Origin of the sequence: Methylomonas fluvii, assembly GCF_014850975.1 — a bacterium.
Classification (GTDB): Bacteria; Pseudomonadota; Gammaproteobacteria; order Methylococcales; family Methylomonadaceae; genus Methylomonas; species Methylomonas fluvii.
This window is the reverse complement of record NZ_JACXST010000002.1, coordinates 36,829-62,462: the sequence shown is the minus strand read 5'-3', so window position 1 is coordinate 62,462 and position 25,634 is coordinate 36,829. Positions and strand designations below refer to the sequence as shown.

Annotated in this window: 19 protein-coding genes, 1 tRNA gene and 2 pseudogenes; 16 read left to right on the top strand and 6 right to left on the bottom strand. The window is 52.7% G+C overall.

Translation table 11 applies throughout. From position 1 onward, the window contains the following. The first annotated feature begins 14 nt into the window (after window positions 1-14). From EBB_RS09850 to EBB_RS09830, 5 genes are read left to right on the top strand one after another with little or no spacing between them, the layout of a single operon-like run. The gene (locus EBB_RS09850) at window positions 15-893 is read left to right on the top strand and encodes an NAD(P)-dependent oxidoreductase (RefSeq protein ID WP_192393719.1); all 879 of its coding nucleotides are present in this window, start codon (window positions 15-17) and stop codon (window positions 891-893) included. Then, window positions 893-1,675 (top strand): hydroxypyruvate isomerase family protein, encoded by a 783-nt coding sequence (locus EBB_RS09845; protein ID WP_192393718.1) that lies wholly within the window; start codon window positions 893-895, stop codon window positions 1,673-1,675. Before EBB_RS09850 ends, EBB_RS09845 begins: the two co-directional genes overlap by 1 nt. Window positions 1,676-1,718: 43 nt before the next feature. After that, window positions 1,719-2,093, top strand: coding sequence for a VOC family protein (locus tag EBB_RS09840; RefSeq protein ID WP_192393717.1), 375 nt, complete (start codon window positions 1,719-1,721; stop codon window positions 2,091-2,093). Window positions 2,094-2,098: 5 nt separating this feature from the next. Further along, a complete protein-coding gene (locus tag EBB_RS09835; protein ID WP_192393716.1) occupies window positions 2,099-2,632 on the top strand; it encodes a hypothetical protein in 534 nt (177 codons plus the stop codon). Further along, window positions 2,619-3,161, top strand: coding sequence for a hypothetical protein (locus EBB_RS09830; protein ID WP_192393715.1), 543 nt, complete (start codon window positions 2,619-2,621; stop codon window positions 3,159-3,161). The genes EBB_RS09835 and EBB_RS09830 overlap by 14 nt, the downstream gene beginning before the upstream one ends. Here the strand turns inward: EBB_RS09830 and trkA are convergent. Continuing rightward, window positions 3,158-4,513 carry a Trk system potassium transporter TrkA gene (gene trkA, locus EBB_RS09825; RefSeq protein ID WP_033155191.1) on the bottom strand — a complete coding sequence of 452 codons (1,356 nt, stop codon included), beginning with the start codon at window positions 4,511-4,513 and terminating at the stop codon, window positions 3,158-3,160. The two genes, EBB_RS09830 and trkA, sit on opposite strands and share 4 nt — an antisense overlap. Window positions 4,514-4,810: 297 nt before the next feature. Here trkA and secA point away from each other — a divergent pair, with 297 nt between their 5' ends. The 3 genes from secA (at window position 4,811) to trmL (ending at window position 10,679) form a co-directional block, all read left to right on the top strand. After that, complete coding sequence (gene secA / locus EBB_RS09820) at window positions 4,811-7,564, top strand: preprotein translocase subunit SecA (protein WP_192393714.1); 2,754 nt, start codon at window positions 4,811-4,813, stop codon at window positions 7,562-7,564. A 138-nt stretch (window positions 7,565-7,702) separates the two neighbouring features. Next, a complete protein-coding gene (locus EBB_RS09815; protein WP_192393713.1) occupies window positions 7,703-10,207 on the top strand; it encodes a glycogen/starch/alpha-glucan phosphorylase in 2,505 nt (834 codons plus the stop codon). 4 nt (window positions 10,208-10,211) lie between these two features. Beyond that, window positions 10,212-10,679 carry a tRNA (uridine(34)/cytosine(34)/5-carboxymethylaminomethyluridine(34)-2'-O)-methyltransferase TrmL gene (gene trmL / locus EBB_RS09810; RefSeq protein WP_192393712.1) on the top strand — a complete coding sequence of 156 codons (468 nt, stop codon included), beginning with the start codon at window positions 10,212-10,214 and terminating at the stop codon, window positions 10,677-10,679. Between the two features lie 26 nt (window positions 10,680-10,705). On the opposite strand, the gene EBB_RS09805 is transcribed toward trmL, so the two are convergent. Beyond that, entirely contained in the window at window positions 10,706-11,200 is a 495-nt protein-coding gene (locus tag EBB_RS09805; RefSeq protein ID WP_192393711.1) for a YchJ family protein, read from the bottom strand. A gap of 166 nt (window positions 11,201-11,366) precedes the next feature. Between EBB_RS09805 and EBB_RS09800 the strand changes: the two genes are divergently transcribed. Next, entirely contained in the window at window positions 11,367-12,596 is a 1,230-nt protein-coding gene (locus EBB_RS09800) for a dicarboxylate/amino acid:cation symporter (protein ID WP_192393710.1), read from the top strand. Window positions 12,597-12,610: 14 nt separating this feature from the next. Here the strand turns inward: EBB_RS09800 and EBB_RS09795 are convergent, their stop codons facing one another. Further along, window positions 12,611-13,648 carry a GGDEF domain-containing protein gene (locus EBB_RS09795; RefSeq protein ID WP_192393709.1) on the bottom strand — a complete coding sequence of 346 codons (1,038 nt, stop codon included), beginning with the start codon at window positions 13,646-13,648 and terminating at the stop codon, window positions 12,611-12,613. A 476-nt stretch (window positions 13,649-14,124) separates the two neighbouring features. On the opposite strand from EBB_RS09795, the gene EBB_RS09790 reads away from it, so the two are divergent. The 4 genes and pseudogenes from EBB_RS09790 to EBB_RS09775 all read left to right on the top strand — a co-directional run. Next, window positions 14,125-14,200: transfer RNA gene (locus tag EBB_RS09790), tRNA-Val, on the top strand. A gap of 698 nt (window positions 14,201-14,898) precedes the next feature. Further along, on the top strand, window positions 14,899-17,049 hold the full coding sequence (locus EBB_RS09785) for an adenosylcobalamin-dependent ribonucleoside-diphosphate reductase (RefSeq protein ID WP_192393708.1): 2,151 nt from the start codon (window positions 14,899-14,901) through the stop codon (window positions 17,047-17,049). 101 nt (window positions 17,050-17,150) lie between these two features. Further along, window positions 17,151-17,840, top strand: coding sequence for a TSCPD domain-containing protein (locus EBB_RS09780; RefSeq protein ID WP_192393704.1), 690 nt, complete (start codon window positions 17,151-17,153; stop codon window positions 17,838-17,840). A gap of 64 nt (window positions 17,841-17,904) precedes the next feature. Next, window positions 17,905-18,911, top strand: a pseudogene (locus EBB_RS09775) (IS3 family transposase); the annotation flags it as partial. A gap of 33 nt (window positions 18,912-18,944) precedes the next feature. Here EBB_RS09775 and EBB_RS09770 read toward each other — a convergent pair. From EBB_RS09770 to EBB_RS09760, 3 genes and pseudogenes are all read right to left on the bottom strand, one after another. Continuing rightward, window positions 18,945-19,409, bottom strand: a pseudogene (locus EBB_RS09770) (IS66 family transposase); the annotation flags it as partial. 31 nt (window positions 19,410-19,440) lie between these two features. Beyond that, the gene (gene tnpB / locus EBB_RS09765) at window positions 19,441-19,791 is read right to left on the bottom strand and encodes an IS66 family insertion sequence element accessory protein TnpB (RefSeq protein WP_192393702.1); all 351 of its coding nucleotides are present in this window, start codon (window positions 19,789-19,791) and stop codon (window positions 19,441-19,443) included. Continuing rightward, window positions 19,767-20,174, bottom strand: coding sequence for a transposase (locus EBB_RS09760; RefSeq protein WP_192393700.1), 408 nt, complete (start codon window positions 20,172-20,174; stop codon window positions 19,767-19,769). Before EBB_RS09760 ends, tnpB begins: the two co-directional genes overlap by 25 nt. A 797-nt stretch (window positions 20,175-20,971) precedes the next feature. Here EBB_RS09760 and EBB_RS09755 point away from each other — a divergent pair. The 3 genes from EBB_RS09755 to EBB_RS09745 all read left to right on the top strand — a co-directional run bounded on the left by EBB_RS09755 (window position 20,972) and on the right by EBB_RS09745 (window position 25,634). Then, complete coding sequence (locus EBB_RS09755) at window positions 20,972-22,228, top strand: glycosyltransferase family protein (RefSeq protein ID WP_192393698.1); 1,257 nt, start codon at window positions 20,972-20,974, stop codon at window positions 22,226-22,228. Between the two features lie 66 nt (window positions 22,229-22,294). Continuing rightward, the gene (locus tag EBB_RS09750; RefSeq protein WP_192393697.1) at window positions 22,295-23,650 is read left to right on the top strand and encodes a glycosyltransferase; all 1,356 of its coding nucleotides are present in this window, start codon (window positions 22,295-22,297) and stop codon (window positions 23,648-23,650) included. Then, on the top strand, window positions 23,625-25,634 hold the full coding sequence (locus EBB_RS09745; RefSeq protein ID WP_192393695.1) for an alginate lyase family protein: 2,010 nt from the start codon (window positions 23,625-23,627) through the stop codon (window positions 25,632-25,634). The genes EBB_RS09750 and EBB_RS09745 overlap by 26 nt, the downstream gene beginning before the upstream one ends.

Genomic DNA, 25,634 nt, shown 5'->3' with positions numbered 1-25,634 from the left:
AAGCGAGCGTCACTGTGGCAGAACAACGCTACACGCTAGGCTTCGTCGGTATAGGCTTGATGGGGCAACCGTTAACCTTGCGGCTTCTGGCGGCGGGCTTTCAGGTCAATGTCTGGAATCGCACTGCCGCCAAATTGGCTGTGGTGGCTGGCGCAGGTGCTAAGGTCTGCCAGAGTGTCGGTGAATTGGTAGAAGCCTCCGATGTGGTGATTTTGTGTCTGGCCGACACCATGGCCGTTGAAGCGGTGGTGATGGAACACTTTATCGCCAACGGCGCTGCCGACAAATTGTTGATTGATTTATCCAGTATTCACCCGGAAGCCACCCGGCGCATGGCATCTCAATTGCGGACTGCTTGCGGTATGCGCTGGGTGGACGCGCCGGTATCCGGCGGTACGGCCGGGGCAGAGCAGGGCAGTTTGGCGATTATGGCTGGCGGCGCCGAACCGGATATTGAAATTGCCAAAGAAGTATTGCGGCCGCTGTATAGCCGCTTAACGCATATGGGGCCGGTCGGCAGCGGCCAGACCACTAAAATCTGCAATCAGATGATTGTCAGTTGCAATGTGTTAGTAATCGCGGAAATGATGGCCTTGGCAAAGTCGGCGGGTGTCGATGCTGCAAAAATTCCGGAAGCGCTGGCTGGCGGCTTTGCCGATTCCAAGCCATTGCAAATCGTCGGCCCGGAAATGGCGGATCAGCGTTTCGAACCGGTAAAGTGGCGCGTCAAAACTTTATTGAAAGATTTAAATATGGCTGTCGATTTAGCGGGCAAACAGGGCAGTGCGATACCGATGTCGGGCTTGGCGGCGCAACTGATGCAATTGCACGGCAGCAGCGGCTTTTTGGAGCAAGATCCCTCGACAATTATCAAGCTTTACAGCCAAGACTGATGCTGCGCTTTACCGCCAATCTGAGTTTATTGTTTACCGAACAGCCGTTGCCGGAACGGTTTCAGGCTGCTAAAAAGTGCGGTTTCGCTGCGGTGGAAATCCAGTTTCCCTACTCGCTGCCAGTCGAACAAATCGGTGATTTAATAGATCAACAGGATTTACAGTTGGTGTTGTTCAATGTCGATGCCGATACCTTGCTGCAAGGTGGTGAGGGTTTGGCGGCGGTTCCGGAAAGACGGGATGAATTTAAAACTGCGGTGGAGCAGACGCTGGCTTATGCCGAACGATTAAAGCCCAGCGTTATTAACGTGTTACCGGGTCGCTGTTTGGACCCACAACGCTTGGGTGAATATCAAACTACCTTTTGTGAGAATCTGGCTTATGCCGCAGCCGTTTTCGCTAAGTTGGGCATCAAAACCGTATTCGAGGCGGTCAATAGCCACGACATGCTAGGTTTTATCGTTGATACCGGAGACAAGATGCTGGATGTGCTAAAGCAAATCGACCATCCGAACTTATTCATGCAATACGACATTTATCACATGAGTCGGATGGGCGAAGATTGCGCCGGATTTTTGCGCCAACATATGGATAGGATCGGGCATATTCAATTTGCCGACTCTCCAGGCCGCGGCCAGCCCGGAACAGGCGCCGTGGATTTCAAAACCTTGTTCGATGTTATCGCCACGTCGGACTATCAAGGTTGGGTCGGTGCCGAGTACCGCCCGACAGTCGACACCGCTGCTAGTTCAGCTTGGTTGAAAACCTACGCGGTGAAATAATCGGGCGGTATAATCTCGCTGCCTTACTCACCTGTTGATTGCCATGTCCAAACATAATTTCACGATACATCACGCCAGTTTGATCGTCTCCGATACCGAGCAATCGCTGCTTTTTTACCGCGATGTGCTGGGAATGGAGCAGACCGAACGGCCGAACCTGCCGTTTCCCGGTGCGTGGCTGCAAATCGGGGCGCAGCAAATTCATTTGCTGGAATTAGAAAATCCCGATCCCACCACCGGCAGGCCGACGCATGGCGGCCGTGATCGGCATGTGGCGATGCATATTGATTCGGTTGATGCTTTACGCGAAGATTTGGAGCGGACCGGAACGGCTTATACGCTGAGTATCTCCGGCCGCAAGGCGCTGTTTTGCCGGGATCGCGACGGCAATGCGCTGGAGTTTATCGAGCGGCCTTGAGAACCATGTTCGGACGGCTTTTTTATGGCGGACTACTGATAGGCAGCCTGGCGATGCTGCTGTTTGTATTGGGGTTTGTTTGTTTGCAGTTTGGCTTGGTCTTGTTGATGGGGCTGTTTTATCTGTTAGCCAGTAAAGTGATGTTGCTGACTTTGGGTCTGCTGGCTTTGCTGGGCGTGATGACCTTATTTAAAGCGGTTTACCGTGAGCTGCGCGGGTATTTCAGTCGCGAATCGGCGGCGGTACGGCAGCTGTTGTCTTTGCAGATTCGTCGGCAAAATATTGAGCGGCGCCAGGCTGCGGAATGCCGGCAGTTGAGTTATCTGAGCAGATTCAAGCGGCAACGATTGATGGTAGCCGATAACCGCAAACAGGCCAGGGCCTTATTCGCGGTAATTAGCGATGAATTGCAAGCGGTGCGGGCGCAATTGCCAGCCACTCGATATAAAAATCTGCGCAAAGCCTTGCGTACCTATCGTAAACAAGCCGATGCTGCGGCCATGCTGGCTTTAAGCCACCAACTGCATGTCGTCGATTAGCAGTTGGCTGGGCGAAGCGCTGGCGTTTTTGCGGCGCAGTCGCGACGACAATTTGCAATGGCATTTATCCAGGCACGAAGATGTCGCCGAACTGCGGCAAACCAAGGCGCTGGCGGAACAGGCCTTGGTGGCGCAACTGAAAAAACAGTCGCAACAATTAGCGCACGAGCTGGCCGTCAACAAAGCTCGCAATAGCAATGAACTGGCAATGGTGAAAACTCAATGTCAGCAGGATTTAAAAGACTATCAGCAATATCTGCAGTCGCTGGATAAACTGAAGGAGTCTTTGCGCACCAGTTACGCGCATCTGCCGGAAGCTGTGGCGTTTACGATCCATCATCATGCCAAGCAGTTATTGAATCAAATGTGGGATGCGCAAGAACCGCAGGAAAAAAAGAAAATTGAAATGCAGTTGCTCCAGTTCATGACGGCGGTGCATGAAGATAGCCAGGCTTCCTTGCAAGGCGAGGGCAACGATGGTTTGCCGCAGCGGGCACTGGCTTTTATCGATGCAGATTTGGCCGACTAGATCGGCTGGAAATAGCCTTCAATATCTCTAACCATTTTCTTATTCAACGCAAACATCACCACGTGATCGCCTTCCGCGAATACGGTGTCGTGATGCACCGGAATCACTTCTTTTTCGCGAATCAGCGCGCCTAAAATCACGCCATCCGGTAAGTTGACCTGATCTACCCGCAAACCAACCACGGAGCTGGAGTTTTTGCTGCGGTGAGCAATGGCTTCGATCGCTTCCGCACTGCCGCCGCACACCGAGCTGACGCCGACCACGTCGCCTTTGCGCACGTGTTTCAGGATGCCGCCCAAGGTTTCCAGTTTCGGTTGAATCGCCAGATCGATTTCGGTACCGTCCAATAATTTTAGGTAGGAATTATTGTTGATCAGGCAGATAGCCTTTTTGGCGCCGAGTTTTTTCGCCAGACCGGCGGCAATCAGGTTGATGCCGTCGTTATTGGTAATCGCGCAGAACAAATCAATGTCTTCGATCATTTCTTCTTGCAGTAGCGATTCGTCGGTACAGTCGCCATGCAAAATCAGGGTGTTACGCAAATCGTTGGAGATCTCTCGGGCGCGCTCGATGTCTTGTTCAATGACTTTGACGTGGTAATTTTTTTCCAAGGCAATTGCCAGCCGCTTACCGACATGGCCGCCGCCGGCCAGCATAATGGTTTTGATCGGCGATTCCAGTTTATGCAGATCCACTAGGGTTTTACGAACCTTATCGCGTGGGCAGACAAAGAATACCTCGTCGCCGGTGGCGATTACCGCCTCGCCGTTTACCGCGATGGCTTTGCCGTCGCGGAAAATCGCCGCGACCCGGATCATGCTGTCGGCCAGTTTTTCTTTGACGGCGTGGATGCGTTTGCCGGTCAGAAAGCCGGTTGGCACCACGCGAATCGAAAACAGTCTGACCAAGCCGTCGGCAAACTCGGACACATGCAGCGCGCCGGGGTATTTGATCAGATTATGGATGGATTCGGTGACCACCTGCTCGGGGCTGATGACAATATCAATACCGCCCGGCGCAAATAATTCCGGATGGTTGAGAAAGTCGATGGCGCGCACCCGGGCGATGGTTTTGGGTTTGCTGTACAGGGTATTAATTACCTGACAGGCCAGCATATTGGTCTCGTCGCGGTCGGTAACGGCAATCACCATGTCCGCGTCCTGAATCCCGGCTTGTTCCAGCACGCTGGGATGGGCAGCGTTACCTTCGACGGTGGCTATATCCAGGCGGCCTTTCAATGCGGTGAGCAAGTGGGCATTTTTATCGATAACGACAATATCGTTTTCTTCACTGGCCAATGCGCCGGCAACCGAAGAGCCGGTAACACCGGCACCGAGAATCACTATTTTCATATATTGTTAAAGCCAGTAATGATGTCGAATGCTTGCCGCCACAAAGGCCGAAGCCGGCGAATTATACGCTGATCGAAAGGCTTGTCCATGTTCCAGCGAGGGCTACCTTTGCTGCGATGGAAATCACCGGATTATGCCGTTAGGCTGCGGCTGCCAAGCAAAAATCCTGTTTTAAATAGCGGATTTACAAAAACTGGCTGGTGAATAGTCTCAGCTTGCCGGGCTTGTTTTCTGGTCACAGCCGCCCCATACCGTTTATAATCGCAAACTTTGGTTCACTCTCACTCTGGAAATATCATGCTGGGTAAGCTGGTTAAATTGGTAGTTGGCAGCCGCAACGACAGGCTGGTCAAGAAGAAACGCAAGCTAGTCAAGAAAGTAAATGCTCTGGCCGCCGAATACGAAAAATTATCCGATGCGGCGTTACAAGCCAAGACGCAGGAATTTCGCGACCGCCTGGCCCAAGGCGAAAACTTAGACAATTTACTCCCAGAAGCCTTTGCCGCCGTGCGGGAAGCCTCCACCCGTGTATTTGGCATGCGTCATTTCGACGTGCAGTTGATTGGCGGTATGGTCTTGCATAGCGGCAAGATAGCCGAGATGAAAACCGGTGAGGGTAAAACCCTGATGGCTACCTTGGCCGCCTATTTGAATGCCTTGCCCGGTAAAGGCGTTCATGTGGTGACCGTCAATGATTACTTGGCCCGCCGCGACGCGGAATGGATGGGCAAGCTCTACGGTTTCCTGGGCTTGACTACCGGCGTTATCGTCAGTGATTTAACGCACGAGCAACGCCAGGTTGCCTATGCAGCGGATATTACCTACGGCACCAACAACGAGTTCGGTTTCGATTATCTGCGTGACAACATGGCCTTCAGTCTGGAACAAAAAGTCCAGCGCGATTTGAATTTTGCCATCGTCGACGAGGTTGACTCAATTCTGATCGACGAAGCCAGAACGCCGTTGATCATCTCCGGTCAGGCGGAAGGCAGTACCGATATTTACCTGAAGACCAATCAAATCATTCCTTACTTGACCAAACAGGAAAAAGCCGATGATCCGGAAAAACAGGATCAAATGCCCGGCGATTACGCGGTGGACGAAAAATCCCGGCAGATTCATCTGACCGAAGCCGGCTATGAGCACGTCGAGCGTTTGTTGACCGAGCACGGCTTGATAGCCGATGGCTCGACCTTATACGAAGCCGCCAATATCCGCTTGATGCACTATCTGAATGCCTCCTTGCGGGCGCATGTGCTGTTTCAGAAGGATGTGGATTATGTGGTGAAGGACGGCCAAGTCATCATCGTCGACGAATTTACCGGCCGGATGATGAGCGGCCGGCGCTGGTCCGAGGGTTTGCATCAAGCGATGGAAGCCAAGGAAAACGTGACTATTCAAAACGAAAACCAAACGCTGGCTTCGATTACCTTCCAGAATTATTTCCGGCTGTACAACAAGTTATCGGGTATGACCGGTACTGCGGACACCGAAGCGTTTGAGTTGAACAAAATCTACGGCCTGGAAGTGGTGGTTATTCCTACCCACAGACCGATGATCCGTAAAGACAAAGGCGATTTGGTTTATCTGTCGGCGCGGGAAAAATACAACGCCGTAATCGAAGACATTAAGGATTGCGTGCAGCGCGGTCAGCCGGTGTTGGTCGGTACCACCTCGATCGAAAACTCGGAATTGATTTCCCGGATGCTGCAACAACAAAACATCCGCCATGAAGTCTTGAATGCTAAGCAGCACGAGCGCGAAGCCCACATTATCGAAAATGCCGGTATGCCGGGCGCTGTCACCATTGCTACGAATATGGCCGGTCGCGGTACCGACATCGTACTCGGTGGCAATCTGAATGCCGAACTGGCAGCCTTGGGCCCGGACGCCAGCGAAGCCGACAAGGAAAGAGTACGCGGCGCCTGGTTGGATAGGCATGAAAAAGTCTTGGCCAGCGGCGGTCTGCATGTGATCGGCTCGGAGCGCCACGAGTCGCGGCGGATCGACAACCAGTTGCGCGGCCGTTCCGGTCGGCAGGGTGATCCGGGTTCGACCCGTTTTTATCTGTCGCTGGAAGACGATTTGATGCGGATTTTCGCGTCCGAGCGCGTCGCCGGTTTGATGCAAAAACTGGGTATGGAAGAAGGAGAAGCGATTGAGCATCCTTGGGTGACTCGTTCCATCGAAAGCGCGCAACGCAAAGTGGAGAATCGCAACTTCGATATTCGCAAAGAAATTCTGGCTTACGACGACGTCGCCAACGATCAACGTAAGGTTATTTACGCGCAGCGCAATGAGTTGATGGCTGCCGAAGACATCAACGACATTATTAACGCCATACGTGCGGACGTGCTGAACGACGTCATCACCGAATACATCCCGCCGAAAACCATGGAAGAGCAATGGGATGTGCGTGGTTTGGAAACCCATTTGCAGCAAGAGTTTAATCTGCAGATGCCGCTGGTGGAAATGCTGGAGCAGGACCGTACGCTGAATGAACCGAAATTGCGCCAGTTGATTATCGAAAAAGCCGAGCAAGAAAGCCGCGCCCGTGAAGAGGCCGTAGGCGTACAAGTGCTGCGGCATTTCGAGAAATCCGTGATGTTGCAAGTGCTGGACAATAGCTGGAAAGAGCATTTGGCGGCGATGGACCAATTGCGCCAAGGTATTCATTTCAGAGGCTATGCGCAAAAAGATCCCAAGCAGGAATACAAGCGCGAGTCGTTCCAAATGTTTACCGGCCTGTTGACGCATATCAAACAGGAAGTGGTGGGCATACTCGCCAAGGTGCAAGTGGCGCGTGAAGAGGACGTGCAGGCGATCGACGAACAACGCCAAGCACCGCTGGAAATGCACTACGAACACGCGGAAGCCCACTCCATTTTTGAAGAAGAGCCGGCGGCACCAGCAGCTCAGTCAGACTCAGACTCAGACCCGGAGAGCGCGGAGCAGCCTTTTGTCAGACTCGGCAACAAAGTGGGCCGTAACGACCCGTGCCCGTGCGGTTCCGGTAAAAAGTACAAGCAATGCCACGGCAAATTGAACTAATGTTTAACCGCGACGCCCCAAACCGGGCGTCGCGGCAGCCCGACAATTCGATTTAGAGGGCCTTTGGCATCGCTTTCAGCCTTGCACAATCAAGCGGCCCACGGCTTTTAATTTTCACTGTCCTCAAGGGTAAGCACTATGCCGCATAGAGTCTTTAATAAGAGTAATCCCGCCGCCGATATTACCAAGCTCCCCAAGTTGGGCATGGAAAAAAAGCATTTCGTAGCCGATTTCAAACACTATTACAGTCATCGGCTCGGACGCGATCAAAATTGCCGTTCTCCGCATTACGCCTACGAAGCCTTGTCTTTGGCGATCAGCGACCGATTGGTCGAGCGCTGGAAGAAAACCTATAACGTCTATCGCGACTCCGATTGTAAAAAAGCCTTCTATCTGTCGATGGAGTTTTTGATGGGGCGTTCTTTGAGCAACGCCATGTTGAATCTCGGAGTTGACGATATTGTGACGCAAGCCCTGTATGATTTGGGTTTGGAAGCCGAGGAGCTCATCGAGAGCGAGCCGGATGCAGGTCTAGGCAATGGCGGCTTGGGACGCTTGGCGGCGTGTTTCATCGATAGTTGCGCCACTCTGCAATTACCGGTGACAGGCTACGGTTTGCGTTATGAATACGGCATGTTTTCGCAACAAATCGTCAATGGCGAGCAGGTCGAAAAACCGGATCATTGGTTGCGGATGGGCAATGTCTGGGAAATCGAACGTCCGGAATACATGCACCGCATCAAATTTGGCGGCCACACGCAAACCCACATCGACGAAAAAGGCCACAAGCGCACGAGTTGGCTGGACACACATGATGTAATCGCCATGCCTTACGATACGCCGGTGCCGGGGTATAAAAACGGTACGGTCAATACCCTGCGCTTGTGGAAAGCCATCGCCACGGAAGAATTCAATTTGCAGGAATTCAATGCCGGTGATTACGCCGAAGCCGTGGCGGAGAAAAACACCGCCGAAAACATTACGATGGTGTTGTATCCCAACGACGCCAACGAAAACGGCAAAGCCCTGCGTCTGCAACAGCAATATCTGTTGGCGTCCGCGAGTTTGCAGGACGTCATCGCCAACTGGGTGGGACGTCACGGTAATAATTTCAGTAAATTTGCCGAGAAAAACTGCTTCCAGCTCAACGATACCCATCCCAGCATCGCGGTGGCCGAGCTGATGCGCTTGCTGATGGATATTCACGGTTTACCTTGGAAAGAAGCCTGGAACATCACCCGGCAAACGATGGCCTACACCAATCATACCTTGCTGCCCGAGGCCTTGGAAAAATGGTCGGTCAATCTGATGCAGCATTTGCTGCCGCGCCTGATGGAAATTATTTTTGAAATCAACGCGCACTTTATGGCGGAAGTGTCGGCGCGTTGGCCTGGCGACAATCCACGCATGGCGCGGATGTCCATCATCGAAGAAGGTTATCAAAAGCAGGTGCGGATGGCATTTTTGGCCATCGTCGGCAGTTTTTCGGTCAACGGTGTTGCCGAACTGCATTCTAAGTTGTTGCAGGAAGGCTTGTTTAAAGACTTTTACGAACTCTGGCCGCAAAAATTTAATAACAAAACCAACGGTGTGACCCCCAGACGCTGGCTGGCCGGCTGTAATCCGGAATTGGCCGAGTTTATCACCGCAACGATTGGTGATGCCTGGATTACCGACCTGTCTCAGCTGTCCAAATTAGCGCCTTACGCCGAAGACGCCGCGTTCAGGCAAAAATGGTACGACTTGAATAGGGCCAGCAAGCAGCGCTTGGTCGATTACAAAAAAGAAGAACATGACATTGAAATCAATGTTGATGCTTTGTTTGATGTGCAGGTTAAGCGTATACACGAGTACAAGCGGCAGATTTTGAATGTGCTGCATGTGATTCATCTTTATGACCGGATTAAACGTGGCGATACGCAAAACTGGGTGGATCGTTGCGTCTTGATCGGCGGCAAGGCGGCGCCTGGCTACGTCATGGCGAAAAAAATCATCAAGTTGATTAACAATGTTGGCAGCGTGATTAATGAAGACCCGGAAGTAGGCGACAAGCTGAGATTGGTATTTATGCCCAATTACTGCGTGTCGGCGATGGAGAAAATCTGTCCGGGCGCGGATTTGTCCGAACAAATTTCGACTGCCGGTAAAGAAGCATCAGGTACCGGCAACATGAAATTTATGATGAACGGCGCGCTGACCATCGGTACGTTGGACGGTGCCAACATTGAAATTCGTGAAGAGGTCGGGGCCGATAATTTCTTCCTGTTCGGCTTGACCGAAACCGAAGTGGAGGCTTTGCGGCCGCATTACGATCCGCAATGGTTCATCAATCAGGACGGCGATTTACAAGGCGTGATGCGCTTGCTGGAATGCGGGCATTTCAATCAGTTCGAACCGGGGATTTTCGACGACATCATTGCCTCGATTAAAAGTCCGCACGATCCGTGGATGACAATCGCCGATTTCCGCAGTTATCTGGAAGCACAGAAGCGCGTCGAGCAAACGTGGCGTGATCAAGAGCGCTGGACCAAAATGAGTATTCTCAATACCGCTGCCAGCGGTAAGTTTTCCACCGATAGAACGATTAGCGAATACAACCGCGAGATTTGGAAGCTGTCGCCGGTGGACGTGGAAAAATACTGAAACAATGCTGGATATTGTCTTGTTCGAGCCGGAAATACCGGCCAATACCGGCAATATCATCCGTTTATGCGCTAATACCGGTGCGCATCTGCATTTAATCCAGCCTTTGGGGTTTGATTTGGACGACAAACGTCTGCGTCGCGCCGGGCTGGATTATCATGAATGGGTGAACATTCGCCAGTACGGTTCCCTGCACGATTACGTCGAAAAAGCCAAGCCCCAGCGTTTATTTGCGTTAACCACCAAAGGCCACACCGGTTACAGTGAGGTGCGATATAAAGCAGGAGATGCCTTGTTATTCGGTCCGGAAACCCGCGGCTTACCGGCTGCATTTCTCAGTCAACATTCGGCAGCGCTACAGTTATATTTGCCGATGCGTAAGGAAAGCCGCAGTCTTAATCTCTCCAATACCGTGGCAATAGTGCTCTACGAAGCCTGGAAGCAATTGAATTTCGTGGATGCGGCTCGCTGACTTGATGAAGCTTAGCGGGCCGGTTTTCAGCGGCCGCAGCAACGTTTAAATTTCTTGCCGCTGCCGCACGGACAAGGCGCATTTTTGCCGGAATCCGTGTTTGCCGCGACTTTGCCTGCGGCTTTGATGACGCCGTCCAGATAAAGCCAACGGGAATTGGATTTAACGAAGCGACTGATTTCGTGCATGAAATAGTCTTCGCCGTCTTGTCGGTAAAAAGCCTTAAACTCGACAATGCCCTTGCTGTCGTGGGCGGTGCCTTTTTTAGTGCTGACTATCGCCAGTTTGTGCCATTGCGCGGTTTCCTTGGAAAAGTCGATGGCTGCCGGCCGTTTGCTGGTATCCCAAGTATTTAATAAATAGTCCACGTCGCGCCGGGCATAGGCACTAAAACGTGAGCGCATCAAGGCTTCCGCCGTTGGCGGGTAGTGTTCGTCGCTGTGATAGCGGCCGCAGCAATCGGCATAATCCAGGCCGGAGCCGCATAAACAAGTTTCTAGTTGGTTGGTAATTGTCGTCATAGCGGCAGATTTTACCGAAATAGACAAGCCAAAAGCCAATCTTCGCCGGTCTTGGCGGAGCGCATCCGCTGACTGACTGGCCTGATACATGATGGGTGGCCGGGCTTGCTATGATAAATCTCTATGCTTTGGCGTTTTACGATCAGCGTATTTTCAGGAGGCCGGATTGAAAGTCGCATTAAACACACAAATTTTTCTGGGTGCCGTATTCGGCGTCGCGTTGGGAATGGGATTTGCCAAGTTGGGGCCGGACGCCGCGCTCAGCAAACAAGGTATTTACGTTTGCGGTCTCTTGAGTACTTTATTCATGGATCTGTTGAAAATGGTGTTGGTGCCTTTGGTGTTTACCTCTATAGCGGTTGGGGTAGCGAATTTGCGCATGCACGGCCAACTGCATCGAGTCTGGCTGTCTACCTTGGGTTTTTTTGTTGTCTCTATGGCTCTGGCTATCCTGCTAGGTGTGGCCGCGGCAAATGTATTCGAGCCGGGAAAAGGTTTGAATCTGGATTTGTTCAATAACGCTCTTCCCAACTTTGCCGCCAAGCAAATGAGCTTTGCGCAATTTGTAGCCAGCTTCCTGCATGGCTTGTTCGTTAACCCGTTTGCCGCACTAGCGCAGGCCAATATTCTGGCAATCGTGATGTTTGCGCTGTTGTTGGGGATTGCCTTGGTAGTGGGAGGGGATCGTTACCGCAATATCTTGCTGCTGTTGCAGGAAGGCTTGGAGTTGATGTTGCGCTTGGTCGGCTGGATTATGCGGCTGGCGCCGTTCGGCATCATGGCTTTGCTGGCGCAGTTGCTGGCGACGCAAAATCTGGCTTTGTTAAGTAGTTTGGCCGAATTTGTCGCGGTGGTCATCGGTACCACCTTGCTGCATGGCTTGGTCGTGTTGCCTTTGTTGTTAGCTATAGTTGCTAAGGTTTCGCCGCTGAAGTTTTTCCTGGGCGCCAGGGAAGCCTTAATCACCGCATTTGCCACCAGTTCCAGCTCTGCGACATTGCCGGTTACCTTGCGTTGCGTGGAACAGCATTTGCACGTCAAACCCGGTATTGCCGGTTTCGTGGTGCCGCTGGGTGCGACTGTTAATATGGATGGCACCGCGCTCTACGAAGCTGCCGCTGCGTTATTTGTCGCGAATTTAGCCGGTATAGAGCTGGATTTGGGGCAACAATTGATCGTGTGTTTTACCACGATGATCGCCGCCATGGGCGCGCCGGGCATCCCCAGCGCCGGCATGGTGACCATGATGATGGTGTTGCAATCGGTTGGTCTCCCGACCGAAGCCATCGCGATACTGCTGCCCATAGACCGTTTACTGGATACGGTGCGGACTATGGTCAACGTAGAGGGCGATATGGTCGGCAGCATAGTGGTACAGCGCCTGACGGATCGCTAGTTTCTCTGCGGTTCTTATGAATGGATTACCCGATTACGGCCGCTTTGTTTGGCTTTATACAAGGCGTTATCTGCGCGGACGATAAAGCTTTCCGGATTGTCGCCGGGTTGCAATCTGGCAACGCCTATCGACAAGGTGATTTTGCCCAGCGACTGGTTGTCGTTTTTGCGCTGCAAGCGGCTGGTTTCCATCGCGTTGCGAATATTTTCGGAGATTTCTACCGCCTTTTCGTGGCTGGTGTTGGGCATGATAATCGCCAGTTCCTCACCGCCGTAACGCGCCACATGATGATGGTCTTCAGCGTGTTTCTTCATTAAAGACGCCACATATTTGATGACATTGTCGCCGATGGTGTGGCCGTAAGTGTCGTTAATACGTTTGAAATGGTCTATGTCCAGCATCGACAGGCAAGCGGTATCAGGTGCGGATTGTTCGATAATTTCGGCCAAGGTCATGTCGAATGCGCGCCGGTTCAACAAGCCCGTTAAACCGTCAGTGGTGGCGATTTGTCTGGCTTGAGCCAGCTCGGTGCGCAATTGCTCCATTTCTTGGTTGGCTTCGGTCAGCTTGGTTTGCATGGCCTGGCTGGTCATCGCCAGAGCTTTGGTTTCCTGAATGATTTCTTCCAAGATGGTTTTCAAGCCGTCGGACGCGGAGAAGTTCTCCAAGATAACTGACTTTTTCTGAAAGCTGTCATTGGTTTCTTCGGCCTTGTTGTAGGTTTCCTTGATCGCGCTGGTGGCCTGTTCGATAACTTTGTGCAGTTGCCGGTTGATTTGCTCGAAAGATTCCAAAGACGCATTACAAATGTGTGATTTGTAAAGCTCCACGCTGTTGTCGGAATCGAAGGCCTTGTTTTCTGCGAGCAACGAGTCGACTGCTTTGTTTAAGGTCGGGTTGCCGCCGGCCACATAGTCGTACCAAATGGCGTAGTTGATGGGATTGGCTGCAACGTTATGACGCACCAGCAATGGCAGGATTTGTTTTAGATGGCCGGCGTTAACGCTCGGCGAGAAATCGTAAATCGGTATGTAAGTGGTGCCTTTACTCATCAGATTTTTGTCGATAAACGTATAACGGTTTAAGTATTGCTCGCGCCGGGATTATTAACCCTGTCACTGCTTTCGATTGTTCCGTATCGTTGCGCTGGGTTTAGCGCTCAGTAGAACGTGTCCTCAGGTAACTTGGATGTGCCTTGCCAAATTGGGCTTTAAACACAATGAGCCTCCAGACTTTCATCTTGCGTAGTCATAAGCCTACATAAAAGTAACTTAAAACCGGGATTTTTCAATACATCCCGAAAATAAGCTTACACAGTCAGCGTTTGCGGTTTGCGTGCAACGGCCGGTTTTGAGCTGTGTGAGTTGTTCAGCGTAACTTTTTCTGCTCGTACTGCCTGTTTTTCTAATGGCTGTCCGGCGCTACAAACTCTTGGCAAATGCACCTGCGGCAAGAGCATTGGCATAGCAAAGCTAACAAAACATTTTGCAGTAGCTCCAGTTTTGGATAAAATGCGCGGCCTTTAGTCGGGTGCTTAGCTCAGCTGGGAGAGCATCGCCCTTACAAGGCGAGGGTCGGGGGTTCGAACCCCTCAGCACCCACCAGGCTATCGGAGATTAAAAGTAAAATCTCCCACGATTCTATTCGGTAATCTCAAGCGTCCCAATCAACATTCTGAAGGCACGCGCGACGGCAATTCGTCGCAACCGGTTCCTGTTTTCGGCAATATGGCAACCTGGGTGTCGCTCACCCATTGTTAGATTTGCGGTTTAGCGAACTCTCCATCTGTCAGCGTGTCTGCGCAAAACTGGGTATAGAGCCGTTTACTTCCAGGGCTTTGACTGGTTCAGGCCGAGCGCAATGCCAGACTCTCTGTCTTACTGAAGCCATCTTCAACCCCCACGATAAATGCCAAATGCAGTGCCAGTCAGCTGTTGTTAAGCTCGTCCAAACTCTGTGAATAATCGCTTGATACGGCAACCTGAACTCATCCAGCGCCTGTGTAAATCATCCGTTCAATTCGAAATCTTATGGCCGGGCTATACCCCATCAGGAAATTAAAATTAAATGCCGCCGCTAACTCCTTGAGTTAAAAAAACAAAGCACGCAAGTGCGGCTATTTAGTAAAAATTTCCCACTGACAACACAATATGTTGTGCTAGAATTTCAACATAGACACTATATGCAGTATATCGCTAGACTGTATTGTTTTCGGTTTTAATCCAATAAACATCAACATCTTAGCCGCGCCGGAGTGGTGAGATGGGCCTATAACCATTCAACTAGAAAAGGGAATCCACGAATGACCGCAAAACTTCATGTTGTGACACAAGACGCTACCGAAATCCCGCTGCAAAGTGCTTCCCTGGATATTTGGGACAGCAAATACCGCTTAAAAACCAAGGACGGCAAAGCGATTGATGAAACGATTGATGACACCTACAAGCGCGTCGCCAAAGCCCTGTCTAGCGTGGAGAAAACCAAGGCGCTGCAAGAAAAACACTATAAAGAATTTCTGTGGGCCTTACGGAAAGGCGTGATCCCGGCAGGCCGGATTACCTCCAATGCCGGCGCCTTGGATCACAAGCCAGCCACCTCAACCATCAACTGCACCGTGTCCGGCATCATTGAAGATTCGATGGACGACATTCTGCACAAGGTCCACGAAGCCGGTCTGACCCTGAAAGCCGGCTGTGGCATCGGTTACGAATTTTCGACATTAAGACCGCGCGATGCGTATGTGTCCGGCGCCGGCGCCTATACCTCTGGACCTTTGTCGTTCATGGATATTTACGACAAGATGTGTTTCACCGTATCGTCGGCCGGTGGCCGTCGTGGCGCGCAAATGGCCACCTTCGACGTGGCGCATCCCGACGTAGTGGACTTTATTCGCGCCAAGCGCGAAGACGGCCGCTTGCGCCAGTTCAACCTGTCGCTGCTGATTACCAGCGAATTCGTCGAAGCCGTGAAAAGCAACGGCCAATGGCCACTGTCTTTCCCGGTTACCGAACGCGAAGCCAATGCCGATAAACTGGATTTAACCGATACCGACAAAATCGTCTGGCGCGATCTACCCAATAAAAAAGGCTATGTGGTCAACGACGCTGGCTTGGTGGCTTGCCGCATTACCAAAGTCATGCCGGCGCGCCGCTTGTGGGACATCATCATGTCTTCCACCTACGATTACGCCGAACCGGGCTTTATCTTGATCGACAAGGTCAACGAGATGAACAACAACTGGTTTTGCGAACACATCCGCGCCACCAACCCTTGCGGCGAACAACCGCTGCCGCCTTATGGCAGTTGCTTGCTGGGTTCGATCAACCTGACCCGCTTCATCGATAAACCATTCTCCAAAGAAGCCCGCTTTGATTGGGAAGCTTATCGTAAAACTATCCGTATCTTTACCCGGATGCTGGATAACGTCGTCGAGATCAACGGCCTGCCTTTGGAAAAACAGCGCGAAGAAATCATTGGAAAACGCCGCCACGGCATGGGCTATTTAGGCTTGGGTTCCACCATTACCATGCTGGGCATGAAATACGGCAATGAAGAGTCTCTGGCATTTACTGAACAAGTCACCAAAGAGTTGGCTCTGGAAGGCTGGAAAGCCGGCCTGGAACTGGCGAAAGAAAAGGGCCCGGCACCTATCATGGACCAGCTATTCACTGTCACCGGCGAAATGCTGCACAAACGTCCGGAGATGCAAGCCGACGGCTACAAATTGGGTGACCAAGTGCCCGGTAAAGTGTTGCACGCCAAATACAGCCGCTACATGCAAAAAGTCGCGCAGGAACTGCCGGAATTGGTCGCGGAACTGGCCGAAATAGGCTGCCGCTTTACCCACCACAGCTCTATCGCGCCGACCGGCACCATCTCGCTGTCGCTAGCCAACAATGCCAGCAACGGTATTGAACCGAGCTTTGCTCATCATTATTCGCGCAACGTGATCCGCGAAGGCAAAAAATCCAAGGAGAAAATCGACGTATTTTCTTTTGAATTGCTGGCCTACCGTCATCTGGTAAACCCGGACGCGATGCCTTACAGCGAAGATCCCAATCAGCAATTACCGGCCTATTTCATCGCCGCCGACGACGTGACGCCGAAACAGCACGTGGACATCCAGGCCGCTGCGCAACGCTGGATAGATTCGTCCATCTCCAAAACCGCCAATGTGCCGACCGATTATCCGTACGAAGACTTCAAGTCCATCTACGAATACGCCTACGACCAAGGCCTGAAAGGCTGCACCACCTTCCGCTTCAATCCAGAAGTGTTCCAGGGCGTGTTGGTCAAAGAGTCCGATCTGGAAAACACCACCTACCAGTTCACCCTGGAAGACGGCCATGTGGTGGAATTTAAAGGTAACGAAGAAGTGGAATACGACGGCGAAACCCACACCGCTGCCAACTTGTTCGATGCCTTGAAAGAAGGCTATTACGGCAAGTTTTGATTTTTAAAAAATGTAGGTTGGGTTAGGCGCTAGCCGTAACCCAACACGACGGCATTGATTGTTGGGTTACGCTAACCCAACCTACAGATTACGGAATACCCATGACCCTACACAAAATCAACAAAAAAATCGTCGGCTACAAAGTGCTGACCAAAGAAAACCTGGAAGTAGCAGCCCAGGCAGAAGCCGAAGTGGCTAAACCTTCGCTGGAAGAAATGCACGAAAACCTGGCGCGTCCGGAAATGCTGCTGGGTTCGACGTATAAGATTAAAACCCCGCAATCCGAGCATGCCCTGTATATCACCATCAACGACATCATCCTGAACGAAGGCACGGTGCATCAGGAACGCAGGCCTTACGAAATTTTTATCAACTCCAAAAACATGGAGCATTTTCAATGGGTGCTGGCGCTGACCCGCTTGATTTCGGCGGTGTTTCGCAAAGGCGGCGACGCCACCTTTTTGGTGGAAGAAATGAAAGCGGTATTCGATCCACAGGGCGGTTATTTCAAAAAAGGCGGGGTATTCATGCCGTCCCTGGTTGCCGAGATCGGCCACGCCATCGAATCGCACATGAAACACATCGGCATGATCAAGCCGGAAAAACTCAGCGATCACCACCAGCAATTGGTCGATGAAAAGCGCCGGGAGTTTGAAGCCCAGCACGGCACGACGGAGGGGCAGGCGTTCCCGGAAAAAGCGGTGTTGTGCGTGAAGTGTTCGACTAAGGCGATGGTGTTGATGGATGGGTGTATGACTTGTTTGAATTGTGGGGAGAGCAAGTGCGGGTAATCCCCCCTGAAAAAAGCAGCGTTTAAAAGTAGAATTTTCTCGTAACAGACGAAGGAAGTTTTACATGAAGACCTCACGATTTAGTGACAGCCAGATTCTGGCGATATTGAAGCAAGCGGAAGCCGGCACGCCCGTACCGGAGATCTGTCGTGAACACGGCGTTAGCTCTGCCACGTTTTACAAATGGCGCTCCAAATATGGCGGCATGGATGCGTCCCTGATGGCTCGCCTAAAAGAGTTGGAAGACGAAAACCGGCGGCTGAAGAAAATGTATGCCGAAGAACGGCTGAAGGCCGAAATCATCAAGGAAGCCCTGGAAAAAAAGGCCTAACGCCATCTTGCCTCCGCGAGATGGCGCAACCCCTGATTCAGGCCAAGCGGGCCAGTCTTCGGTTGGTGTGTGCGGCTTTAGGCATCAGCCCGAGCGGTTATCGCTATCGGTCAAAGCGCTCGACTGAAAACGCCGAAATTGCCGACTGGCTGCTACGCCTGACCGCCACGCACCGTACCTGGGGATTTGGATTATGTTTTTTATATTTGCGCAACGTGAAAGGCTTTCGTTGGAATCACAAACGGGTCTATCGGATTTACCGGGACCTGGCACTCAACCTGCGCATCAAGCCCAAGAAGCGCTTGGTAAGGGAAACCCCGCAACCCTTGACGGTCCCGGATCACGTCAATGCCGTGTGGTCGATGGATTTCATGCATGATCAACTGGCTGACGGGCGGGCTTTCCGTTTGCTCAACGTCATTGATGACTTTAATCGGGAAGGTTTAGGCATTGAAGTGGATTTCTCGTTACCGGCTGTGCGGGTCACCCGCACATTGGATCGCATCATCGAGTGGCGTGGAAAGCCTGACGCCATTCGCTGTGACAATGGACCGGAATATATCAGCGAGACTCTAAAAACCTGGGCCGAGCAACAGGGTATCCAGATTAACTATATCCAACCGGGCAAGCCGCAACAGAATGCCTACGTTGAACGTTACAACCGAACGGTGCGTTACGAATGGCTTGCCCAATACCTATTTGAATCGATCGGGCAGGTTCAAGATTTTGCGGCGCACTGGTTTTAGACTCTGCTCAAAATGGGGGGATTACCCCCGCACCTGTTGCGGCACGATGTCGAGTTGCTCGCTGATGTCCGCGCCGATTTCCACCAACGTATGGCCGTCATGCGCGCAGACCCGTTCGGCTTCCGGCAGTTCATGGCGCACAATCTCGCGCGGCAGAAGCGGATCGAGCGGCTTGCGGCTGCGTTTCTTGCGGCTGTGACAGGCCACCTCAACCGCTTCGGGCGTGCTTTCCTCAGCGATTGGCGCGCCGTTCGGCGCCAACGCTTCGGCTTCGTTCAGGAAGAGATCACGCTGAGCGGGATTGCTCCGCGCCTCGGACTTGGCGGCATACAGACGATGCAGAAAAGCATCCACGCGTTCTTTCAACAGATCGCGCTCGACCGTCACCAAGCGCAATTGCTGAGCCAGCCGCTGTTGTTCAAGCACTAAGGCTTGCTTGTCCGTTAACAAGGCTTGATAGTCTTCGGTGGACAGCGTGATGGTGGTCGTCATGCCACTATTTTACGCGATTTAAGTCATTGTTTCAGCTGGTTTTTGTATAGATCCGCACCGGATGCGGCTGCATCGCAGCCAGGTCAATACCGGCTAACAACCCATGGAGTTGTTCTACCGTCAAGGTCACCACGGCCGCGTCTTTCGGCCAGCAGAATCGATCGGCTTCCAGTCGCTTGATCATCAGCCAGAAACCCGTACGGTCCCACAACAACAATTTGATCCGATCCCGACGCCGATTGCGGAATACATAGATGGCCGGCTCGAAGGGGTTCAAGCACAATGCCTGCTCAACCAGCACAACCAAACCATTGATCGCCTTGCGACCGTCCACCGGCTCCCGGTGCAGGTAGACTTTTAATCCTGCGTCGAAACGGAACATGGCAGCTCGGCCAACGTGTGCAAAATTAACGGCAGATCGCTCAATGCGACAGACGGCAGTTCAAGCCTAATGCCGTTGGGTAAGCTTACGTTTAGTGCTGGCTTAGCCGGCTGCTCCGCGCCCAGCGCTAAAACGGGCGCAAAAGTCGGCAACGCTAATGCGCCGTTCCGGACAGAGGCGCCTAGTTCTGGGTATAAGCCTATCCATTTACGCAGCAGATTGGCATTGATACCGTGTTCCAGCGCGACCTTGGCAACTGATAGTCCGCGTTGCAAACAGATTCGAACCAACTCCCGTTTGGCTTCCGGATCATAAAGACATCGGCCATCTCGTCCGTGTCCTGCAATCAATGGGCGCGATAAGCGCGTTGTGTGCTCCTTCATAAGTGTCCACCTGATTATAAGTGGACACTATCTTCGCTCCTTTCGAGCAAGTGATATAGACGCTGTCTATAGATCGCTTACAAAGCAATCAACCGTTTGACTGCCTTCAAGCTTCCAATCACCAGCGTTCCCTGTAATCATATCGGGGCATCGGCCGCGGCGGATAGCCGTAATAGTCCAGCGGCGACCTTGCGAAATAGCGCGGCGGCGGGGGAGGGTAATAGCCCATTCTTGCCGGGCTATGCATCCTAAAATATGGCCGGTAAGCGTGCCCGGGATGGTGGTGATGTCGCCTATGGTGGCCATGTCCCCAATCATCTCCATGCGCTAAAGTGGTGCCGGACCATAACACGCCGATTAACAATATCGTTATAAGCCTGAACATATATCCTCCTGTGTTGGATTGTTTCAGTCGCGGCGGATTGTTCGCCTTTTTGCTTAAAAACCTCTTAATTCCCCGGTGCTGTTTGAAGGCACATCGCTCAAACCGTTGACACAACATTCCCGAAGCGCTTCAAAATCCCGGCTTCCGTACTTCTCAATCTATTTCCTGCGTGTTTAAAGCATGCTGCCCAAGAACCCGGTTCATGCGCCTGTGGGCAGGCTCAATAACATTGCCACATTAAAGTTTGATGAAAATGCCGATTTGAATGAACCTTGCTGGTTTGCTCGGGAATAGACGCTGCACGTAACCACGGTTTTGTCTGGTTACCAAAATTGAACCGGGCGCCAGGTCATCCTTACTGGACAGTACTTGCACCCGCGTAGTGAACGATGCAGCAAAAGGAATCCGGGCCATGACGCTTAGCAAACAATCCAAAAGAATCATTGTGTATTCTCACGATACCTTCGGTCTGGGCAATATCCGGCGCATGTTGGCGATTTCTAAATCCTTGGTGGATGCCGACCCGAACGTCTCTGTGCTTATTCTGTCCGGCTCTCCCATGCTGCACGCTTTCCGGATTCCGGACCGGATCGATTACATCAAATTGCCATGTCTGTCGCGGAGCGTGAAAGGCGATTATTCGGTGAAGTTTCTGGACATGGAATACGCACAATTGCTCACACTGCGCAGCAATATCATCCTCAGCGCGGTGCTGGATTTCGACCCCGATTTGATACTGGTCGATAAAAAACCCTACGGCGTCAGCGACGAATTGGGCGCGGCTCTCAACCTGATGCAACGCCGCGGCCACCGCGCCAAGCTGGTCTTGTTGTTGCGCGACATCCTCGACAGTCCGGAAAGCACGATACCCGTGTGGAAGAAAAACGGTTACCACGACGCCATTCAGTCCCATTACGACAAGGTGCTGGTGGTCGGTTCGCCGGAGATTTACGACATGCGCAAGGAATACGAATTTCCCGACGCCAGCCACGAAAAAGTCGACTTCTGCGGCTACATCGCTCGCGAACGCAGCGACAAACGCGCCGGTGAAATTCGGCAGCAAATCGGCTGTACCCAGGAACGACTGGTGCTGGTGACAGCCGGTGGCGGTGAAGACGGTTACCAATTGCTGCACAGTTATCTGGAAGGCTTGAATCGGCAAGATCTGGGCGACAACACCATGACCCTGATGATTTGCGGCCCAGAAATGTCGGAAAGCCGCCGCCACCAGCTCGAAATTTTGGCCCGCGGCTGCCGTAACGTGGTGATTCAGGAATTTAACACCGACATGATGGCCTGCATGGAATCCGCCGATTTGGTGGTCAGCATGGGCGGTTACAACACCACCTGCGAACTGTTGACCCTGCGTAAGCGGGCGATTTTGGTGCCGCGCATCAAACCTTCACAGGAACAGTGGATACGCGCGGAACGTCTGGCGCTACAAGGTTTGGTGCGCGCCATTCACCCCCACAATCTGACCCCCAAACTTTTGATGGACACGGTCCGTGAAGAGTTGGGACGCACTAACGTCCATCACAGCCGCCTGTATCAAATCGACATGGGCGGGTTACCGCGTATCAGCGAATCGATCAGCGAATTGTTGTATGACGCCGACGCAAAGCTACCTGCGCGGCTCAGAACGTCAGGCCTTAGCGTAGCGGCAGACTAAACCTTTCATCGTTGAGATAAACCGATCGGCCCGTTTAGGGCCGGCTGGACAATTTTGGATTTTAAAATGCAAAACCACGACAACCAGACGCAAGTCGCCTACATCCTCAAAGGTTTTCCACGCACGTCGGAAACCTTTATCACCAATGAAATCCACTTGTTGGAAACCTTAGGCCTCAAACTGTCGATCTTTTCGATCAAGCAACTCGAGGGGCAAAAGCACCATGCCGTGGTTGACCAGATCAAAGCGCCAGTGACTTATCTGCCGCAAGCCGACGATTTGACCGGCCGCAGCTTTTGGGTCTGGCTGAGGGAAAACCTGCCGAAATTCATACCCAGCCACGGCCGGTTGTTCCTGAAGCGGCCAATCGCCTATCTCGGCGCTTTGCTGGACTGTTTCAGTATGTCGATTAAATACCGCGAAAGCTGGCGGGACTTTCCGCGCACGGTATTCATTAAGGAATTTTTGCAAGCCGGCACTATCGCCGATGCGGTATTGCAGAATCCGGCCATTCGCCATTTACACGCCCATTTCTGCCACGGCGCCACGACGGTGGCTATGTTCGCCAGTCGGATCAGCGGCCTGCCGTTCAGCTTTACTGCCCATGCCAAGGACATTTACCTAAAGGAATTGAATCCGGGCGAATTGTTGCAAATCAAAATGCGCCGCGCCAAATTTGCCGTGACCTGTACCGGCGCCAATCAGGAGCATCTGGACGCCTGCAAAGGCAGCGATATTGCCGTGCACCGGATTTATCACGGCCTGGACACCGATTTGTTTGTGCCGGAACCGCGCGAGCAATCCGCCGCTGACTCTGTTCCAACCATCCTGTCGGTTGGGCGGCTGGTCGAGAAAAAAGGCTTCGATTACTTAGTCAAAGCCTGCGCGATTCTGCGCGATCGCGGCGTCAAATTTAACTGCCGCATCGTCGGCGGCGCCGATAAATACGCGCAGGTGATCAAACAACTAATCGCCGACCTGGATTTACAAGATATGGTTAGTCTGCCCGGCGCGGTAACTCAGGAAGAACTGCGCGGTATTTATCAGCAAGGCGATGTGTTTGCGCTGCCGTGTCTGGTGGTGGACAACGGCGACCGCGACGGTATACCGAATGTCTTGGTCGAAGCGATGGCGATGGAAATGCCGGTCATCTCCACCGACATTTCCGGCATCCCGGAATTGATTCAAGACCAGGTCAACGGCCTGCTGGTGCCGGAGAAAAACGCCGATGCCATGGCCGATGCCATTGAACGTTTGTTAACAGATCAGGCTCTGCGCCAGTGCCTGGGCCAAGCCGCGCGGCAAACCGTCTGCCGAGATTTCAACTCCCGGCACACCACGGTGGCCTTGAAAAATCTGTTCGACGCCTGCCTGGCCGGTGAAATGGTGGAAGCGCATGTCTGCTGTGCTGAACATTCTTAATACCGACCCGCGTCTACAGGCGCTGACGGCGCCGTATTGCGATATGTCGCCAGTTGACTTGCTGGCGTATTTTCATGGCCGTCGGCATATCCGCTATTTTTCGGTGATCGACGAAGAGCAAAACACGTCGGAAAAACTGGACGGCGTATTGCGCAACCGTTTCGAATTCAACCACGAGCCATACCTGCTAGATGATGACTTCGACTGGCTCAGCAACCCCAGCGACGACGTCGAATGGCTGATTCTGTTGCACAAGTTTTATTACGCAGTCGGCTTGGGCCGGCGCTTTGCAGAAACCTGCGATCTGCGCTACCGCGATAAATGGCAAGCGCTGACCCAACGTTGGATAGCTAGCGTCCCCATCGATTTTCTATCCAGCGATGTCACCGGTCGCCGGGTGCAAAACTGGATTTTTGCCTACCGTTATTTTGTCTCGGCTGATGCCGAACCGGCCATTGATGCGCAGTTTCATCTGGACTTTCTGGCCTCGCTGCAACAGCAAGTGACTTATCTGTGCGACAACCTGACCCCTGCCCGCAATCACCGTACCCTGGAGCTTTACGCGATTTTTTTGGCGGCGGTGGTGTTTCCGGAATTGCGCGGTGCCGATGAATGGTTGAAATTTTCGATTGCCGAATTGCAGCGCAACCTGCAAACCGACCTGCTGGCCGATGGCGTGCATTGCGAGTTATCGACCGATTACCATCACATCGTGCTGCGCAATTTTCTGGGAATTCGTCGCTTGGCGATGCTGAACCACATCCCTCTGCCGGCCGACATGGACGCAGCCATCCAAAAAGCCCTGACCTTTTGCCTGCATGCGCATAAACCCGACGGCTTTATCCCGGCCATCAGCGACGGTGACAGCGCCAATTTTCTGGATTTGCTGCGCCAAGGCCATGTGCTATATCACGATGAGGCGATGCTGTACGTCGCCACGGCCGGCCAGCAAGGCCAAGCGCCCGCAGAACGTTCGAAAACCTTTACCGCCAGCGGCTACAGCATCTTGCGCAGCGGCTGGGGCGATCAAGGCGAGGCGTATCAAGACGAACGCTATTTGTTTTTCGATTGCGCGCCGCTGGGGGCCGGTAACCACGGCCATCTGGATTTACTCAATATCGAAATGGCCGCTTACGGCCGCTCGTTGATCGTCGATCCGGGCCGTTACACCTACGACGAATCCGGCGACACCAATTGGCGAGTGCTGTTTCGCGGTACCGGCTACCACAACACCGTGCAGGTAGACGGCAAAAATCAGACGCTTTACGCGCCGCACATTCGCAAATACAAGATTCAAGGCCCGGAACCGGCGCGCGAATTTAAATGTGCGCTGCACCGGCCGGGATTTGACTATCTGCACGGCATCGCCGCCAGCCATGAATATTCGGTGATTCACGAGCGCAAAATCCTGTTCATCGCCGGCGAATACTGGCTGATCTGCGATGTGCTGCGCGCGAAACAAAACCACGACTACGAACTACGGTTCCATCTGGATGCGTTAGCACAGCACCGCACCACAACCCAATTCGATACCTCCGGCTTGCGCGTCGACTCACCAAATTTGCTCATGCTGCAAGCCCCGCAACCGCAGACATTGTTGAGTCTGGAACCGGGTTTTGTCTCGCCCAGCTACGGTGTCAAACACCCGGCCCCGGTCGTCAAGTTTACCGCGCACGCCGCCGACTATTGCTTTCTGACCGTACTTTTTCCTTATCAATCGACGCCGCCTCGGCTGACATTGGAACAACTACCGGTCAGCCAACTCGGCCAAGCGGTCGACAATAGCATCGCCAGTGTTCTGCGGATTCACAGTCAGCAGGCGCACGAGGAGTATCTCGACACGCTATTCCTGGCGCATCGCCAGGGCGGCAGCTACACGTTCGCTGATTTGCAAACCGATAGCGCGTTCGTGTTCCGCCGCCAAGACAGTCAGGGCCGGGTGATGGTGTGGCATACCGAATCGGCTGCGGCGGTAAGGGGGTAA